The following is a 17096-nucleotide window of genomic DNA, read 5'->3' as shown; positions in this document are numbered from 1 at the left end:
GTTGTGCATGCATTGTGTGTCTCCAGTGATCAGTAAAAGCGCTCGGCGCTATAGGGCGTCGGATCGGTGAACGGGTACTCGCCGGTCATCATTTCGGCCAGCAGGCGGCCTGTCACCGGGCCGAGTGTCAAGCCGTGATGGGCATGCCCAAAGTTGAACCACAACCCTTTATGCCGGCTGGCCGGGCCAATCACCGGGCACATGTCCGGCAGGCACGGGCGCCGACCCAGCCACGGCTCGGGGTCCAGTCGTTCGCCCAGCGGGTAGAGGCGCTGCGCGCGCTCTTCGCAGCGGCGCAACTGGATCTCGTTGATCGGGTCGTCGCTGTCAGCAAACTCAATACCGGTGGTCAGGCGAATCCCGCCAACCATCGGTGCCAGCACATACCCCCCCACTGAATCCAGAATCGGGTGCTGCATGGTGTACCCGTCCTTGGCAGCGTAGTGCATGTGGTAACCGCGCTTGATCGCCAGCGGAATGCGATAACCCAGCGGCTCAAAAATATCGCGTGCCTGCGGGCCCAGGGCTACCACGGCTTCGTTGGCCACAATCAAACCTTTGTGGCTGTCTACCTGCCATTGTCCGGCCGTAGGGCGCAGGCTGCTGGCGTCACCAATCACAAAGGTGCCGCCGCGCTTGATAAACAGCTCGGCGTAGCCGCGGGTCAGGCCGCCGGGATCGCTCACGGTTTTGGGGTCGAGCCAGTGAATGCCGCCGACCACATCCTCATGCAGCCCGGGTTCAAGCGCATGGATTTGCTGTTGGCCCAGCACGCGGTAATTGAGTGCGTATTGCACGAGCGCCACGGCATCTCGCTGGGCTTTTTCAAAGTCGGCCCGGGTGCGATAAACCTCGACCCAACCACTGTCGTGAATCAGTGCACTCATGCCTGCAGGCTCTGCCAGCAGGTCATGTTCGCTGACGCAGCGTTCAATCAGCGGCAACATAGCCCGGGTGGCTTTGGCCAGGCCTTTGTCGCTGGATTGGCGCCAATACTGCATCAGCCACGGTCCGGCTTTGGGTAGGTGCTTAAGGCTGTAGCGCACGTCCGACTGTTGGTTGAGACCATAGCGCAGCAAGCGTGAGATTTCGCGTGGGAACGAGTAGGGGATAACACTGGCGCGTTCAATCAGCCCGGCATTGCCGTGGCTGGTACCGCTGCCGGGCTGAGCACGGTCGAGCAGCACGACGTTGCGGCCTCTGGCCTGGAGTTGCAACGCGGTGCTGACGCCGATAATGCCGGCTCCCAGAACGATGGTGTCGCAATGCATAAACAAATCCTTGAGACGAGGGCCGTGTTCGCAGCCCGAACAATGGGCTTACTGCAAATGACGGCCGAGGCGGCCTTCGATCAGTTTCAAGGTGCGGCGCACCACTTCCACGATCAACAGATAGAGCACGGCGGCCCACAGGTAGACCTGAAAGTCGAAGCTGCGCGAAAACACCATCTTGGTCACGCCCATCAGGTCATAAATGGTGACCAGCGAGGCAATGGCACTGGCTTTGATCATCAGGATCAGTTCATTGCCCAGCGGACCGATGGCCACCAGCAACGACTGCGGCAGGACGATTTTGCGAAAGGTGGTCCAGCGCGACAGGTTAAGCGCCTTGCAGGCTTCACGCTGCCCTTGTGCCACGGACAGGATGGCGCCGCGCAAGATTTCGGCCTGGTACGCCGCCGTGTTGAGGGTGAACGCCAGTAAGGTGCACAGCCACGCATCGCGAAAGAACCACCACAGGCCCACGTCTTGCCACAGGCTCTTGAACGAGCCGAGGCCGTAATACAGCAAAAAAAGTTGTGCCAGCAGGGGCGAGCCGCGAAAAAAGTACACGTAGGCGCCGGTGAAACTGCGCAAGAAACGGCTGTTGGACAATCGGCCCAGCGCAATCAACAGGCCGAGCACGGCACCCAGGGTGAATGAAATGGCCACCAGTTTGCTGGTTACCAGCAATCCGTCGATAAAACGCGGGCCATAGCGTTCCAGCAAGTCGGGGCTGAGAAACATGTTTTGCAGTTCCGTCAGGCTCATGGCTGCACGCTCCGCTGATGGCGGTTGAAATGGCGCTCAAGAAAGGCAAACAGGCGCCCCGAGATGGCTGAAAAAAACAGATAGATAAAGCACGCCACGCTGTAGAAGAGCATGGGCTCTTTGGTCACGCTGACGGCCAGGTTGGTTTGACGCATCAAATCGACCAGTGCAATGGTCGACACCAGCGACGTGTCCTTGAGCAGCGACAGCCAGTTGTTCGACAGGCCGGGCAAGGCAATGCGTGCCAGTTGTGGCAACACGACTTTACGAAACGTGGTGAAGGGCGACAGGCCCAGCGCCGAGGCGGCTTCGAACTGGCCTTTAGGGACGGTTTTGAACGCTCCCAGCCAGATTTCACTGGAGAACGCAGCAAATACCAGGCTGAAGGCGATCATGGCGGCGACGAAGGTGTTGATCGTAAATTGCGTGTCGTAGCCCATCAGCGCCAGGATCTTTTGCGCAGCGATCTGGCAGCCGTAGTAAATGATCAGCAGCGTCAGCAGTTCTGGCAGCCCGCGAAACACGGTCGAAAAGGTTGTCGCCCAAGCGCGCATCCAGCGGTTTTTGGAGCGTGCGGCCACCGCCACCACCAGGCCCAGAGGTAAACCAATGGGCAGGCAGCTCAAGGCCAGGGCAATGGTCACCAGCGAGCCGGCAAGCAGTGCCGAGCCCCAGCCACCACTGGCAAATGAAAGCAGAGAAAGTTGATCGAGCATGCTCGAATCCCCGGGCAAAATCGGGCCGATATTCAGCCGCTGCGCACACAGGGTGCGCAGGGCAAGGTAATGGGCGGGATGCCCTTAATACAGGGCAGGCAACTTAATAAATGTCGAAGTCGAAGTATTTGCTGGAGATCTTTTTGTAAGTGCCGTCAGCCACGATCTCGTCCAGCGCTTTGTTGAAACGCTCGCGCAGTTCGGTGTCTTGCTGGCGCACGGCAATGGCAGCGTCGGCCATCGTGCCGTCGACATCGCCAATAATCTTGCAGCAATCTTTTCCGGTTTTATTGACCCACTCCAGCAGCGGGAATTTATCGGCAATCACCACGTCAACACGCTCGTTGGCCAGTTCGCTATTGGCCTCATCCAGGGTTGGATAGAGTTTGAGATCCGCGTCTTTGTAGTGCTCCTCGGCATAGATGCTTTGGGTTGCAGCGCTCTGTGCACCGACGACCTTGCCTTTGAAATCACTCTGGGCATCGGTAATCGGCGAATCTTTTGGCACCGCGATCGACAGCGGGGTGCGGTAATAGTGATGGGTGAAGGCGATTTTCTGTTTACGCTCTTCGTTCACAATCATCGAGGCCACAATGGCGTCGTACTTTTTTGCCATCAGGCCGGCGATGATGCCGTCCCAATCCTGTGCCACCAGGGTGCACTCGGCTTTCATGCGCTCGCACAGCGCCAGGGTGATGTCGACGTCAAAACCGTGCAGCGTGTTGTCTGAGTCAACGTAGTTAAACGGAGGGTAGGCGCCTTCCGTGGCGATTGTCAGTTTATCGGCCCAAGCGTTGGACGCTGCGGCCACAACCATTGCACATGCACTGGCAAAGCGAATGACATTGTTCATCTAGCACCTCGTTTTATTGTTTTGTGCCGGGTGAGGAGGTGTAGCCCACGAACTCGTTGTGCAAGGCCGCGGTTGCCTCAAGACGTTTTTCAACGTCGGGTCCCAGTTGTTTACACACTTCATTGACCAGCAAATGCACCAGCGACAGCATGGCTGCCGTGGATTCCCAGAACAGATTGAATTGGCTGGGTACGCGAAACACTTCATCGGCGTAGGCGTCGGCCCAGTCGCAAAAGGTGTCCGTCACCAGCGTTACCGCAATGCCCGCTTCACGCGCCTTGCGGCACAGGTGCTGGGCATGGCGCGAGTAGCGCCGGGCCTCAAACACCACCAGTGCGCAATCATTGGCGGGGGATAACAGCACATCGGCGTAATGCCCGGCGGCGCCATCCACCAGGTGCACGCCATCGCGCAGGTATTGCAGCAAGTGCGCCATAGAGGCGGCGATCCCGCGTTCGGTCTGAAAACCGGCAATAAACACGTTGCGCCGCGTGGCCAGGCGCTGGCTGACGGTTTGCCATTCGCGCGTCAGGCTGTGTTCGTAGACCTTGACCAGCGCGCCGACTTCCAGCTCAAAGCTGCGTGGCAGTGCCTGCGGGCTTTGGCTCGATTGCTGGCGGAACTCTTGCAGGCGATCACCGACCAGCCAGGGACCATCGCCCAAGTCGTCTCTAAGGTCGTTTTTCAGTTCTTTGAAATGGCTGTAACCCAGTGCGCGGCAGAAACGCCCGACGCTGGATTCGCTGACGCCCAGTGTGCTGGCGATGTCGGCGGCGGTTTGGAAAGGCAGCGCGTAAAGGTTGGCCAGCATGTAGCTGGCAATCGCCCGGCCCGAAGGCGCGGCGGTTGACAGACTGCTTTCCAAACGTTGTTTGATCGACTGACTCACGGCTGTTTTCCTGTTTTTATTTCAGCGCGTTGCAGAAAGTGAATGTTTTCTGTCATTAAGTCAACAATTGACAGATATCTGTCACCGCCGGATAGTTGGCCCCACAATAACAACTCGATTGGAGCGCCCGCATGTCTCAGTCCGCCTCTTCCGCGCAGGCCGTGGAATCGCTGTCTCTGGATCAACTGACCACTTTGTTGCAGCAGATTTTTGAACGCCACGGCACCTCGACCGCCGTTGCCAGGGTGTTGGCCGACAACTGCGCACGGGCACAACGCGATGGTTCCTACAGCCATGGCGTGTTTCGCATCCCGGGCTATTTGTCGTCACTGGCCAGTAATTGGGTGGATGGGCAGGCCACCCCCAAGGTAGAAGACGTGGCTTCAGGCTTTATCCGGGTAGACGCGGCCAATGGCTTCGCCCAACCTGCGCTGGCAGCCGCACGTGCGCTGTTGGTCGAAAAAGCCCGCAGTGCCGGGATTGCGGTGTTGGCCATTCGTAATTCGCACCACTTTGCCGCGCTCTGGCCCGACGTTGAGCCGTTCGCCGAAGAAGGTCTGGTGGCGCTGAGCGTGGTCAACAGCATGACCTGCGTGGTGCCGCACGGTGCGCAAAAGCCGTTGTTCGGCACCAACCCTATCGCATTCGCTGCGCCACGCGCCGATGCCGATCCCATCGTGTTCGATCTGGCCACCAGCGCCATCGCCCATGGCGATGTTCAAATTGCTGCGCGTAAAGGCCATGAGCTGCTTGCGGGCATGGGCGTGGACCGTCGCGGTGAACCGACACAAGACCCCAAAGCCATCCTTGACGGCGGCGCGCTGCTGCCGTTTGGCGGGCACAAGGGGTCGGCGCTGTCGATGATGGTGGAGTTGCTGGCCGCGGCGTTGACTGGCGGTAACTTTTCGTTCGAATTTGACTGGTCCAAGCATCCGGGGGCGCAAACACCGTGGACCGGGCAGTTGCTGATTGTGATTGATCCCGGCAAATCGGGCGGCAACAGTTTTGCGCAACGCAGCAGCGAACTGGTGCGTCAGATGCAAGCCGTGGGGCTTGAACGCCTGCCGGGTGATCGTCGCTTCAAGGAACGGGCCAAATCGCTGCTTGCGGGCATTCCGTTGGCAGCGGACGAACTGGCCAGGCTGCGCGCGCTGGCGCAATAACGGCTGGCGGCAGCTAACGCGCAGCGGACTCAACAGCCCGCAGCTGTGGCCGATGTCCGCATACCTGCCGATCAGCAAAGAAGCACCGGCCTACCCGCAACGGGCACTCGACAAAGGCATTGAAGGGGATTGCGCGGTGGAATATTCGGTCACCCCACAAGGCAAGGTCGAAAACCCCAAGGTGGTCGGCAACGGCCACCCGATGTTTAGGTGTCCCTCGCTGTTGGCGGCCGCCCCCTTTCGAGATCAACCGCGCGTGGTGGATGGGCAGGCCGTGAGCGTGCCGGGCGTTCGCAACACCGTCCACTACACAATTCAGTAGTGCATCACGCCCCAAGCTGACAAACATCAAAGCCCGAGCCTCGATCCTGACCTATGCTGCAGGCGATTTTATGCATGAGGAGATGACCATGAATGCGCCTGCAACCACCCCGGAGCCGACGACGGCGAAATTGAAATTGCCCTTGGGTCTCGTGATTGCTGTTCTGGTCATGGTCGGCATTTTGTTGCTGCCACTGCCGGCAGATTTACCGGTCGCAGGGCACCGTATGCTGGCGATTCTGGCCTTTGCGGTGGTGGTCTGGATCACCGAAGCAGTGTCTTACGAAGCCAGTGCGATCATGATCACGTCGCTGATGGCGTTTTTGATCGGTATGGCGCCGACCCTGGACGATCCGTCCAAACTGTATGGCACCTCGGCCGGGATCACGATGGCCCTGACCGGCTTTTCTAATGCCGCACTGGCGCTGGTGGCGGGTGCGCTGTTTATTGCGGCGGCCATGACCCATACCGGTCTGGACCGGCGCATCGCGTTGGTGACGCTGTCCAAAATCGGTACCAGTACCCGGCGCATTCTGCTGGGAGCTATCGCCGTCACCATTTTGCTCAGCCTGGTGGTGCCCAGCGCCACGGCGCGCAGTGCCTGCGTGGTGCCGATCATGATGGGGGTGATTTTGGCGTTCGGTGTGGACAAACGTTCCAACATCGCCGCCGGGATCATGATTGTGGTCGCGCAAGGTACCAGCATCTGGAACGTGGGGATTCAAACGGCGGCGGCGCAAAACCTGCTGACCGTGGGCTTTATGGACAAGATGCTGGGCGCACGTGTGAGCTGGATCGACTGGCTGATTGCCGGGGCGCCGTGGGCGATCATCATGTCAGCGGTGTTGTTGTTTGTGGTGCTTAAAATGCTGCCGCCTGAAAGCGACAGCATTCCGGGCGGTAAGGAAGCGGTGGAGCAATCATTGCGTGAATTGGGGCCGATGACGGGCCCGCAAAAACGCTTGATGGCGGTGTCCATTGCTCTGTTGCTGGCGTGGGCGACCGAGGGCAAATTGCACAGCTTTGACACCACCTCGACCACCTATGCGGGCCTGGTTTTCTTGCTGTTGCCGCGGTATGGGGTGATGACCTGGAAAGACGTGCAATCACGTATTCCGTGGGGCACGGTGATTGTATTCGGGGTGGGCATCAGCCTGGGGACTGCGCTGCTCACTACCCAGGCCGGGCAATGGCTGGGCGTGCAGGTGGTGGCGCACACGGGGCTTGATCAGGTCGGGCCGCTGGGGATCTTTGCGATTCTGGGTGCGTTCCTGATTTTGATTCATTTGGGATTTGCCAGTGCAACCGCGCTGACCTCGGCTTTATTACCCATTTTGATTGCAGTGCTGCAAACCTTGCCGGGTGAGTTCAATCGGCTGGGCATGACCATGCTGCTGGGTTTTGTAGTCAGTTATGGCTTTATTTTGCCGATCAATGCGCCACAAAACATGGTGTGCCTGGGCACGCAGACCTTCACCGCCAAACAATTTGCCAAGGTGGGTTTGATTGTTACCGCTGTGGGGTATGTGTTGATGCTGGGCTTTGGCGCGACGTACTGGAAGTGGTTGGGGTTGATGTAAAGCCTGCGGCAGCGTCTAGCGTCTAGCGTCTCTTTTCGCCGCTGCCGAAGGCTGTGCCCGGCGGCTGGGCGGTCGTAAAACATGCCGCCCGGTACATCCGAGATACAGTGCAGCGTTCAGGTTTGTGATTGCTGCGCAATCTGGCGATGCATTGGGCAACGGCTACAAGAATGTGGGTAACCGTTTAACTGCCACCTTCGCTGCGCCCGCCGCTGCTGACTTCTGCCGGTACGTTTTCGCCTGCCATGCGTTTGCGGAACAACGAGGTACGTGCGAGCAGCAACGTAGTGACCGGAACGGTGATGGACAGCAAAATCGGGATCAGCCAGGCGTGCAGTACCGGTGTGGATTTAAGCGCCGAGAAGTACAGGATCGAGGCCAGTGCCACGCCCCAGGCACCGATGGTGGATGCCAGCGCAGGCGGGTGCATGCGCTGGAAGAAGTCCTTGAGGCGTAACAAGCCGATGGCGCCGCACAGGGCGAACAGGCTGCTCAGCACCAGCAAGACCGCTACCGGTATTTCAATCCACAGGGATAACTCGCTGATTGAATTCATTCGATCACCTCACCGCGCAGCAGGAATTTGGCCAGCGCAAACGATCCGACAAAGCCAAACAGCGCTATCAGCAGTGCACCTTCAAAGTACGTGTCACTGGCATAGCGAATACCTAGCACCAGCATCATCAACATGGCCACGATGTACAGGTAGTCCAGTGCAAGGACCCGATCTTGTGCAGAGGGGCCTTTGAACAGCCGGATCAGTGTCAGGACCATGGCCAGGCTGAAAACGAACAGGCTCAGCAAAATCGCATTGGAGAGCAGGGCACTCATTCAAAGATCTCCATCAGTGGGCGCTCGTATGAGGACTTGAAGTGCTCAATGAAGTGCGCTTCATCGTCCAGATCGAACACGTGCAACAGCAGGATACTGCGGTCCAGTGCCAGTTCCGACCAAATAGTGCCCGGTACGACGGTGGTAATCATCGACAAGGCTGCCAGGCCGTTGGCGTCACGCAGATCCAGCGGGATTTTGATAAACCGGGATCGTGGTGGTCTTTTGCCCGCATTCAAGACACCCCACGCAACCGCGATGTTAGAGACGATAACGTCACGCCCCACGAGAAAGAACAGTTTGATGATCACGCCGGGGCGCCGAATGCGGATCGGCAGCGGGCGCAGCGGAGCCATCATCAGCGGCGCCAAAAACCCCAGGGCCGCCCCCAGCAGTAGATTGCCCGCGCTTAAGGACAAGTTCAGCAGTAACCACAGTAACCACAATGCCAGTGACAGCCAGGGCGCAGGGAACAGGCGCTTCATGGTTGCACCTCTTGCATGGCCGCTTTCGATTCAGGACTGAGCACAGGGCGTGAACCCATGACCGCCATGACGTAGCGCTCGGGGTTATTCAGCGTGTCTGCCGCGGCCTGGGTATAGCGCAATAGGGGTTCAGCCTTGAAGGTCAGCACGAGGCACAGCCCCAGCAGCACCACAATAGGAATGCACTCATAGCGGCGCAACAGAGGGGATGGCCGCTCAAGAGGTGTCCAGAAACGCTGAATACCCAGGCGCGAGAAGCCAATCAGCGACGCCAGCCCGGAAAGAATCAACAGTGCCAGCAGACACCACGCGGCGGTAGAAACAGGTGCGTCACTGGCATTGCCCAGTCCGATCGGGTTGAGCAGGGCGTTGAGCAGGCTCAGTTTGCCAATGAACCCGGACAGTGGCGGCATGCCGATAATCAGTAGCGCGCAGGCAATGAAGCTCAAGCCCAGGAAGGCCATGGTCCAGGGAATGATTTGCCCCACCACGGCTTTTTGTTCGTCGTCCAGGTTGGTGCCACGCGGCGGATTGAGCGATTCCATCAAACTGGGCAGTTGCCCGACGTCATCTTCAAGGAGCATTTCATTTGAAGAACGTGAACGTTCGATCAGTTCAGCCAAGAGGAACAGGGCACTGAGGGCCAGGGTGGAGCTGACCAGGTAAAACAGTGCAGCGGCCGTGAGGTTGGGCTGTGCAAAGCCCACCGCCGACAGCAGAATCCCTGCCGAGACCAGAATGCTCAAACTGGCTAGGCGTTCGAGTCGTTGTGCGGCCAGAATGGCGATGGCGGCACACACAATGGTGGCCATGCCGCCGTAGATCAGCCAGTCACTGGCAAAGTACGCCGAAGCGCCCGCCTGACCTGAAAAAAGCAGGGTCCAGAGGCGCAGAACGGTATAGATGCCGACCTTGGTCATGATGGCAAATAGCGCAGCGACTGGCGCACTCGCAGAGGAGTAAGCCGGGACCAGCCAGAAATTCAACGGCCACATGCCGGCCTTGGCTAAAAAGGCGACTGCCAAAATGGCCGCTCCGGCGTGCAGCAAACCACGGTCGGCTTCAGGCACCAGCGGGATTTTCAGCGCCAGATCGGCCATGTTCAGCGTGCCGGTGACGCCGTATATCAGGGCCGCGCCAATCAGGAACAAAGAGGAAGCCAGCAGGTTGATCGAGATGTAATGCAAGCCCGCAGACACGCGGGCCTTGCCCGAGCCATGCAGCATCAGCCCGTAAGAGGCGGCCAGCAACACTTCAAAGAACACGAAGAGATTGAACAGGTCTGCGGTCAGAAACGCACCGTATAACCCCATCAACTGGATCTGGAACAGAGCATGGAAACTGGCACCGGCCCGGTCCCATCGCGCCATCGCGAACAGCAGCGCGCAACTGGCGATCACCCCCGTCAGAACCAGCATCAAGGCGGACAGGCGATCGACCACCAGCACAATGCCAAACGGCACCTGCCAGTTACTCGGTAAATAGACGCCAATCGAAGCCGGTGCGCTTTGTTGCTGGGTCCAGAGCAACAAGGTGACAGAGATGGCCAAGCCAATCAGGGTCGACACCAGGTTGATTCGGGCCTTCATGGGGCGGTGCTTTTCACCCAGTAGCAACATGCACGCGGCGGTGAGCAGCGGTAGCAGGATGGGCGCAATAATCAGATGCGGCATCAGGTTCATTCTTTAGGCTCCCGGCCATCCACGTGGTCGGTACCGGTCAGGCCCCGCGAAGCCAGCAAGACCACCAGAAACAGCGCGGTCATGGCAAAGCTGATAACGATTGCAGTGAGCACCAGTGCCTGTGGCAATGGGTCGGTGTAGTTGAGCAAGTCTTGCGGGACGCCGTCCTTGATCACCGGTTCTTTGCCGATGAACAGGCTGCCCATGCTGAAAATGAACAGGTTGACCCCGTAAGACAGCAGGCACAGGCCCATGACCACCTGAAAGGTACGAGGGCGTAGCACCAGCCAGGTGCCAGAGGCCGCGAGCACCCCGATAGCAATAGCAATGACTTCTTCCATCAAGCGGCTCCTGTCTTGGATTGTGCAGCGGCTTGCTGGCTTGGACGGTGCGCCCGTACTGACTGGTGAGCGAGCGCAGTGAGAATCAGCAACGTAGCGCCCACCACAACGGCGTAGACGCCGATGTCGAAGAACAATGCACTGGCCACGTGGATATCACCCAACACCGGCAAGCTGAAGTGCGCGGTGTGAGTCGTCAGGAACGGGTAGCCAAAACCGATCGCCCCCAAGCCGGTGACGGTGGCGAACAACAAGCCTGTACCCATCCAGCGCAGCGGTCGCAGACTCATTTGAGCTTCAACCCACTGCGTACCGGCAACCATGTATTGCAGGATAAACGCTACCGACATCACCAGCCCTGCGACGAAACCGCCGCCCGGTTGGTTGTGCCCACGCATGAACAAATACATCGACACCACGAACGCGATGGGCAGCAACAGGCGCACCAGCACCGCAGGCACCATCATGAAGCCCAGCGCAGTGTCACTGGCGCTGCGCGGGTTCACCAGGTCGGTGACCACGTCCTTGGCCAGCAGACGCTGCTGGGCGGGCAGCTCCATGCTCTCTTTGGGAGGGCGGAAGCGGCGCAGTAAGGCGAACACAGTCAGGGCAACGGCCACCAGAACGGTGATCTCTCCCAGGGTGTCAAAGCCCCGGAAGTCCACCAGCATCACATTCACCACATTGCTGCCCCCGCCTTCAGGCAGGGCGCGACTGAGGTAGAACGAGGAAATGTCGTTAGGGGTCTGGCGGGTCAGCATCGCGTAAGACAGCAGGGCCATGCCGCCACCCACAACGGCAGACAGCAGCAAGTCACGCAGGCGACGAATGCGCGCCTTACGCAATGAGCTGGGCAGTGGCGAGACTTCTTCGATCCGGCGTGGCAACCAGCGTAAACCAAGCAAAATCAGGACGGTCGTCACGACTTCGACCACCAGTTGGGTCAGGGCCAGGTCGGGCGCCGAGAACCAGACGAAGGTCACGCACGTCACCAGACCACAGACGCTGACCATGGTCAGGGCCGCAAGACGGTGATACTTGGCTTGCCAGGCGGCGCCCAGTGCACAGGCAATGGCCATCAACCACAGGGTGACAAACACGATTGAGCCCGGGATTTTGGGGCGGTCGCCCCAGCTCAGGCCGCTGTAGATCAGTGGGATTAAACCGGCAATCACGGCCGCCAATACCAAGAGGAACAGCTGGCTTTGCAGGCGTTGGGTGCTGATGCGACGCTCCATACGCCGTGCCCCGCGCATGATGACGACCAGGCTGCGCTCGAAGAAACGCTTGCCACTGAAGTAGCGAATCAACGGCGGAAGGGCAAAACGATCGAGTTTGAGCTGTTTGCGCAGCAGCACGTAGAGCAGGATGCCCCCCGACATGGCAATCAGGCTCATGATCATTGGAGCATTGAGGCCATGCCAGATGGCCAGGCTGTACTCGGGCAGTTCGCCACCCACGACGGGTTGCGCGGCGGCAGCAAGCAGCGGGCCTACGGTTTGCGCCGGGAAGATGCCGACCATCAAGCAGGTGAATACCAGCAGCTCTACCGGGGCGCGCATCCAGCGCGGCGGCTCGTGCGGTGTGTGCGGCAGGTCAGTCGCGGGTGGGCCGAAGAACACATCGACCGTAAAGCGCAAGGCGTAGGCCACGCTGAACGTACCGGCAACGGTCGCGATGACAGGCAGTGCGATTTCAACCCATTTTGTGGAGTTGATGAACACGGTTTCGGCGAAGAACATTTCTTTGGACAGAAAACCGTTGAGCAGGGGGACACCCGCCATCGAGGCGCTGGCGACCATGGCCAGCGTCGCCGTATACGGCATCAGCTTGAACAGGCCACTGAGCTTGCGAATGTCTCGCGTGCCGCTTTCGTGGTCGATGATGCCTGCGGCCATGAACAATGACGCTTTGAAGGTGGCGTGATTGAGGATATGGAAGACAGCAGCGACAGCGGCCAATGGACTGTTCAGGCCCAGCAGCAAGGTGATCAGGCCCAAATGGCTGATGGTCGAGTAGGCGAGCAGACCTTTGAGATCGTTTTGGAACATGGCGCAATAAGCACCTAATACCAAGGTGCAGGCCCCCGCACCACTGACGATCCAGAACCATTGTTCACTGCCCGAGAGCGAAGGCCACAGCCTTGCCAACAGAAAAACCCCGGCCTTGACCATGGTTGCCGAATGCAGGTAAGCCGAAACGGGGGTGGGTGCCGCCATTGCGTGAGGCAGCCAGAAATGAAACGGAAATTGTGCGCTTTTGCTGAGGGCGCCGATCAGTATGAGTGTGAGCAGGATTGGATAAAGGCTATGGGCGCGAATTTGATCGCCCGCTGCCAGCACGGCATCCAGATCATAGCTGCCGACGACATGGCCGAGCAGCATGACGCCTGCCAGCAGGCACAGTCCCCCCGCGCCGGTGACCATCAACGCCATGTAGGCGCCGCGTCGAGCATCTGAGCGATGGTGCCAGTAACCAATCAGCAAGAATGAAAAGAGGCTGGTGAGTTCCCAGAAGAACACGATTTGAATCAGGTTGCCTGACAACACCAGACCGAGCATCGCGCCCATGAACGCCAGGAAAAACGCGAAAAAGCGCGGTACAGGGTCTTCGGGGGACATGTAGTAGCGGGCATACAGCGACACCAGGGTGCCGATGCCCAGCACTAAAATCGAGAACAGCCAGGCAAACCCGTCCAGACGCAGAACAAAGTTCAAGCCGAGACTGGGCAGCCACATGAACTCTTCACGTATCACGCCCCCGTGGGCGATTTGCGGATAGAGCATAGCGACTTGAATGGTGCCAACAAGTGCAATCAGACCGGCCAACAGTGATTCACTGTTGCGCGCGTTGTGCGGCAAAACAGCCGCCAGACAGCTGCCGATAAAGGGCAGAAGCAGTAGAACTATCAGGGACATAGGCTTCTAATCTGCAGGAGTTTGTGAGCGATCATACGTGGCGAGCAGGGGATCACCAACAGCCATGCTGCGGCTCAATCCTACAAAATGTGTACAAACCGTTGAAGGGTTTGCCCAACTTCATCCTTGTATGAGCGCTCCCGAGTATGAGTATTTACGTTGTGTGTCAGAGAACTGGAATCAGTCGCAGGCTTTATCGCCTTGCTTCTCGTCAGGTTCCTCGATTGTTTTACCCTTTGTTTTTAACTCACTCACGATCACTGCTGCAACAATCAATACTGCGCCAAGCAATGCAATACCGGGCAATCGCTCACCGGCAAGACGTCCGGCGATACCGGCCCACACCGGCTCGCCCGCATAAATGAGGGTAGCGCGTGTCGGAGAAACGCTCTTTTGTGCCCAATTCATTGCAAGCTGTATCACGGCGCTGGCGGCACCGAGGCCCACAGCACTGATTAATAATAGCCACGAAAAATCCGGAACGGCTTCTTGAGTCGGAACGGTCAGGATAAACGCCAGAATGGAGGCTGTGCTTAATTGCACCACTGTTACGCGTCGGACATCGACTTTACCGGCGTAAGCACTGATCAGAATAATCTCGGCCGCTATGGCGACAGCACTGATTAGTGTGGCGATCTCCCCGGAGCTAAAGTTTAGCGATGCGCCGCTGGGCCCAGACAGCAGCATCAACCCTGCAAATGCCAACATGATCCCCAAACTTGGCATCAGGCCAGGGCGACGTCCCAGCACCAACCATTGCAGCAGCGGTACAAAAGGGACGTAAAGCGCGGTAATAAAGGCCGACTGGCTACTTGGGATGCTTTGTAAACCAATCGTTTGCAGGCCATAACCCAGCATGATCGCCACGCCGATAAACATCCCTGCCTTGAGTTCGAACAGTGTTATGCCGCGCAAACTGCGCAATGAAAAAAGCGCGACCATGACGGCTGCCGCTGCAAAGCGCAGGCCTACAAAAAACAGGGGGCCGCTGGACGTCAGGGCGTTTTGCACCAGTAGAAAGGTTACCCCCCAAACCATGGTAATCAGGATCAGCACGCATTCAGCTTTGCTGAGGCGTGAAGTTAAAGGTTGCAGACTAAAAGCTTTCAAAGATGTCACGACCTTGCACGTTACGGGGAGGGCGACGCACAATGCGCCAACGCTGAGCAGTATACTGCGCAGTCCCATGAGGTGAGCAATATAGTGCCCAAAGAAAATTCACAGCGTGCTTCGGTTCTCCAGCACGTCAGTCAAAACGTTCGACGCCTGAGATTGCTCGCGCAGCTTAGCCAAAGCGCGCTTTCCGACTTGTCCGGCGTGAGTCGGCGCATGCTGGTTGCCATAGAGGCGGGCGAGAAAAATGTCAGTCTCAGCACTCTGGATCGAGTGGCTGAAGCCCTGAATGTCGCTTTCAGCGACTTGATTCAGGCGCCGGGCTCTCCAGACCCGAGTCGCATTAATGAAGTTGCATGGACCGGGGCTATCGCGGGCAGCAAGGCCGTCTTGCTGGCAAAGGCCGCAGCAACCAGGGAAGTGGAGTTGTGGGAGTGGCGGCTGGAGCCGGGGGAAACGTACTTCTCGGAAGCGGATGCTGAAGGCTGGAGTGAGCAGCTATATGTATTTGAGGGATGCTTGACCTTGATCATCGACGATCAGGCATTACGCTTCCATGCGGGCGAGTTTTATATGTACGCCAGCAACATGCCCCACGTTTATCGCAACGAAAGTGATTGCGTGGTGCGCTTTGTGCGCAATGTTGTCATATAGGGGCAGAGGACGGGGCTTGCGCCCCGTCCAGCCCAACTGCTCCAGGGTGACCGCTCGCAGTGGTCACAGGCCATTAGGTTAACCTGTCACGACCGGGTATGTACTGACTGGGGGATCAGCTCAAGCAGCCTCTTAAACAGCAGACAGACTAAGTGACGGTCTAACGGATGCTCTTGATCGTACCTTTATTGCCGGTCACAGTGACATTCACTGCCTTGAAGATGAAGTAATCCTCAACAGAGACCGCGTAGCGGGGGGCTACGATCAAATCCGCGCCTGAATCTTTGACGGCTTTATAAGCGGCAGCGGCCTTAATGGCCGATACGGGATCTGGCAGGCTGAAGGCTGAGGCCTGACCACCATAGGTCACCCCGTCAGCGAACTCACTGTCCCCACTGATCTTCAACACACCAAACAGGATGTTCGCAGAGGATTGGCCTTTAATTTCACCACCGACATCAATGTTTGCTTTCAAATCGGCAGTGACACTGCCCGCGATCGGGGCATTTGGTTGGCTTACGTTGTGGCTCATGCAGCCACTGGTTATCAAAACTACTGCTACAACTGCTGCAGTCATCCATATTTTTTTCATCTTGAAGCTCCAATAAATGCGTCAGTCCGTTCGTTAACGGCGGCGAGACTTTACGGGAGTGGCTCGAACGTTGAAGTCAGTCGGATCCTCATTGGTCGAGGGTAGAAATGATGCGTTCTGTAGGAGATTGCAATATGGCTGAGGGTTAGTTTCCTCTCAGCGAGGGAGGGAGGCGTCACTCCTTAATTAAACCTTGAAATGCCTATCCTCAAATGTCACGGCCTAACGTTCTTTGCATGGGCGAGCGATGGCCGGCCGGAGGATATTCCCAGTTGGCGGTCCATCTCTCACGTAACCATGAAAAATTATTAGAATTCAGGGGGTTGCCAGCTTCAGTGTTCTGGTACATAATGCGCGCCATCAGCACGGGGCACTGCCTGAACTGCTGAAGAATCAAATGCTTGAAGTAATAAGCGCGATAAAATTTCTTTTGTTTCTGATGCTTTATTGAGAGATCAGAAGCGAATGGCCGAGTAGCAAAATGGTTATGCAGCGGATTGCAAATCCGCCCACGCCGGTTCGATTCCGGCCTCGGCCTCCATACAGAAAACCCCGTAGATCACCGTCTACGGGGTTTTTTTATGCCTGCGATTTGACGATAGCTTCCGCAATTTTTTGGGTCGCTTCCGCAAGCAGCCTCTTTAATCCGTAAGCTGGAGCCTTGTGACGGAGGGCTGGGGTGTGCCTTTTGCCCTATAGCCTGGGTAGCCTCTTTTCGGCCAGAAGCGGTCATACGAGAAAGGCAGAAAACGACCCTACACACCCTCTGCGTGTGAACGAAACGTGGGCCATTAAGTTCTGACCGGTCAGGCCATCGCTGGATGGCGTTATTTAGAGGGGGAAAAATCAAGGCGCTCCTTACCTTCGATTGCACCTGATCGCTGCTCGAAAACAACACCAGCTGTAGAGAGCATCCGTGCTCTTTTCG

Annotated in this window: 16 protein-coding genes, 1 tRNA gene and 1 pseudogene; 5 read left to right on the top strand and 13 right to left on the bottom strand. The window is 57.9% G+C overall.

Going from position 1 to position 17096, the window contains the following annotated elements; genetic code table 11:
* Positions 1–29: 29 nt before the first annotated feature.
* From TU86_RS14240 to TU86_RS14220, 5 genes are all read right to left on the bottom strand, one after another.
* A complete protein-coding gene (locus tag TU86_RS14240; protein WP_048364949.1) occupies positions 30–1271 on the bottom strand; it encodes an NAD(P)/FAD-dependent oxidoreductase in 1242 nt (413 codons plus the stop codon).
* 48 nt (positions 1272–1319) lie between these two features.
* Positions 1320–2030: an ABC transporter permease gene (locus TU86_RS14235; protein ID WP_048364948.1), complete on the bottom strand. Its 711-nt coding sequence runs from the start codon at positions 2028–2030 to the stop codon at positions 1320–1322.
* The gene (locus TU86_RS14230) at positions 2027–2746 is read right to left on the bottom strand and encodes an ABC transporter permease (protein ID WP_048364947.1); all 720 of its coding nucleotides are present in this window, start codon (positions 2744–2746) and stop codon (positions 2027–2029) included. The genes TU86_RS14235 and TU86_RS14230 overlap by 4 nt, the downstream gene beginning before the upstream one ends.
* 103 nt (positions 2747–2849) lie before the next feature.
* Positions 2850–3599 carry a transporter substrate-binding domain-containing protein gene (locus TU86_RS14225; protein ID WP_048364946.1) on the bottom strand — a complete coding sequence of 250 codons (750 nt, stop codon included), beginning with the start codon at positions 3597–3599 and terminating at the stop codon, positions 2850–2852.
* Between the two features lie 13 nt (positions 3600–3612).
* Entirely contained in the window at positions 3613–4488 is an 876-nt protein-coding gene (locus TU86_RS14220) for a MurR/RpiR family transcriptional regulator (RefSeq protein WP_048364945.1), read from the bottom strand.
* A 131-nt stretch (positions 4489–4619) separates the two neighbouring features.
* On the opposite strand from TU86_RS14220, the gene TU86_RS23305 reads away from it, so the two are divergent.
* From TU86_RS23305 to TU86_RS14205, 3 genes and pseudogenes are all read left to right on the top strand, one after another.
* The gene (locus tag TU86_RS23305) at positions 4620–5651 is read left to right on the top strand and encodes an Ldh family oxidoreductase (protein ID WP_048364944.1); all 1032 of its coding nucleotides are present in this window, start codon (positions 4620–4622) and stop codon (positions 5649–5651) included.
* A gap of 3 nt (positions 5652–5654) precedes the next feature.
* A pseudogene (locus tag TU86_RS23300) lies at positions 5655–5973 on the top strand (energy transducer TonB); the annotation flags it as partial.
* Positions 5974–6061: 88 nt separating this feature from the next.
* The gene (locus TU86_RS14205) at positions 6062–7552 is read left to right on the top strand and encodes a DASS family sodium-coupled anion symporter (protein ID WP_048364943.1); all 1491 of its coding nucleotides are present in this window, start codon (positions 6062–6064) and stop codon (positions 7550–7552) included.
* Between the two features lie 184 nt (positions 7553–7736).
* Here TU86_RS14205 and TU86_RS14200 read toward each other — a convergent pair whose 3' ends face one another.
* The 7 genes from TU86_RS14200 to TU86_RS14170 all read right to left on the bottom strand — a co-directional run bounded on the left by TU86_RS14200 (position 7737) and on the right by TU86_RS14170 (position 14997).
* Positions 7737–8108, bottom strand: coding sequence for a Na+/H+ antiporter subunit G (locus TU86_RS14200; RefSeq protein ID WP_048364942.1), 372 nt, complete (start codon positions 8106–8108; stop codon positions 7737–7739).
* A complete protein-coding gene (locus TU86_RS14195; protein ID WP_048364941.1) occupies positions 8105–8383 on the bottom strand; it encodes a K+/H+ antiporter subunit F in 279 nt (92 codons plus the stop codon). The genes TU86_RS14200 and TU86_RS14195 overlap by 4 nt, the downstream gene beginning before the upstream one ends.
* Positions 8380–8868: a Na+/H+ antiporter subunit E gene (locus TU86_RS14190; protein ID WP_048364940.1), complete on the bottom strand. Its 489-nt coding sequence runs from the start codon at positions 8866–8868 to the stop codon at positions 8380–8382. Before TU86_RS14190 ends, TU86_RS14195 begins: the two co-directional genes overlap by 4 nt.
* Entirely contained in the window at positions 8865–10550 is a 1686-nt protein-coding gene (locus tag TU86_RS14185; RefSeq protein ID WP_048364939.1) for a monovalent cation/H+ antiporter subunit D, read from the bottom strand. Before TU86_RS14185 ends, TU86_RS14190 begins: the two co-directional genes overlap by 4 nt.
* Complete coding sequence (locus TU86_RS14180; RefSeq protein ID WP_003446102.1) at positions 10547–10891, bottom strand: Na+/H+ antiporter subunit C; 345 nt, start codon at positions 10889–10891, stop codon at positions 10547–10549. Before TU86_RS14180 ends, TU86_RS14185 begins: the two co-directional genes overlap by 4 nt.
* On the bottom strand, positions 10891–13809 hold the full coding sequence (locus TU86_RS14175) for a monovalent cation/H+ antiporter subunit A (protein ID WP_048364938.1): 2919 nt from the start codon (positions 13807–13809) through the stop codon (positions 10891–10893). The genes TU86_RS14180 and TU86_RS14175 overlap by 1 nt, the downstream gene beginning before the upstream one ends.
* Positions 13810–13989: 180 nt before the next feature.
* Complete coding sequence (locus TU86_RS14170) at positions 13990–14997, bottom strand: DMT family transporter (protein ID WP_082152890.1); 1008 nt, start codon at positions 14995–14997, stop codon at positions 13990–13992.
* A gap of 15 nt (positions 14998–15012) precedes the next feature.
* Here TU86_RS14170 and TU86_RS14165 point away from each other — a divergent pair, with 15 nt between their 5' ends.
* Positions 15013–15576, top strand: coding sequence for a helix-turn-helix domain-containing protein (locus tag TU86_RS14165; RefSeq protein WP_048365109.1), 564 nt, complete (start codon positions 15013–15015; stop codon positions 15574–15576).
* Positions 15577–15736: 160 nt separating this feature from the next.
* Here the strand turns inward: TU86_RS14165 and TU86_RS14160 are convergent, their stop codons facing one another.
* Complete coding sequence (locus TU86_RS14160) at positions 15737–16168, bottom strand: hypothetical protein (RefSeq protein ID WP_048364936.1); 432 nt, start codon at positions 16166–16168, stop codon at positions 15737–15739.
* Between the two features lie 467 nt (positions 16169–16635).
* On the opposite strand from TU86_RS14160, the gene TU86_RS14155 reads away from it, so the two are divergent.
* Positions 16636–16709, top strand: a tRNA-Cys gene (locus TU86_RS14155).
* Positions 16710–17096: the final 387 nt, after the last annotated feature.

Source organism: Pseudomonas weihenstephanensis (genome assembly GCF_001043055.1).
Taxonomy (GTDB): Bacteria; Pseudomonadota; Gammaproteobacteria; order Pseudomonadales; family Pseudomonadaceae; genus Aquipseudomonas; species Aquipseudomonas weihenstephanensis.
The sequence above is the reverse complement of the archived record's forward strand: the minus strand, read 5'-3'. Positions and strand labels throughout refer to the sequence as shown.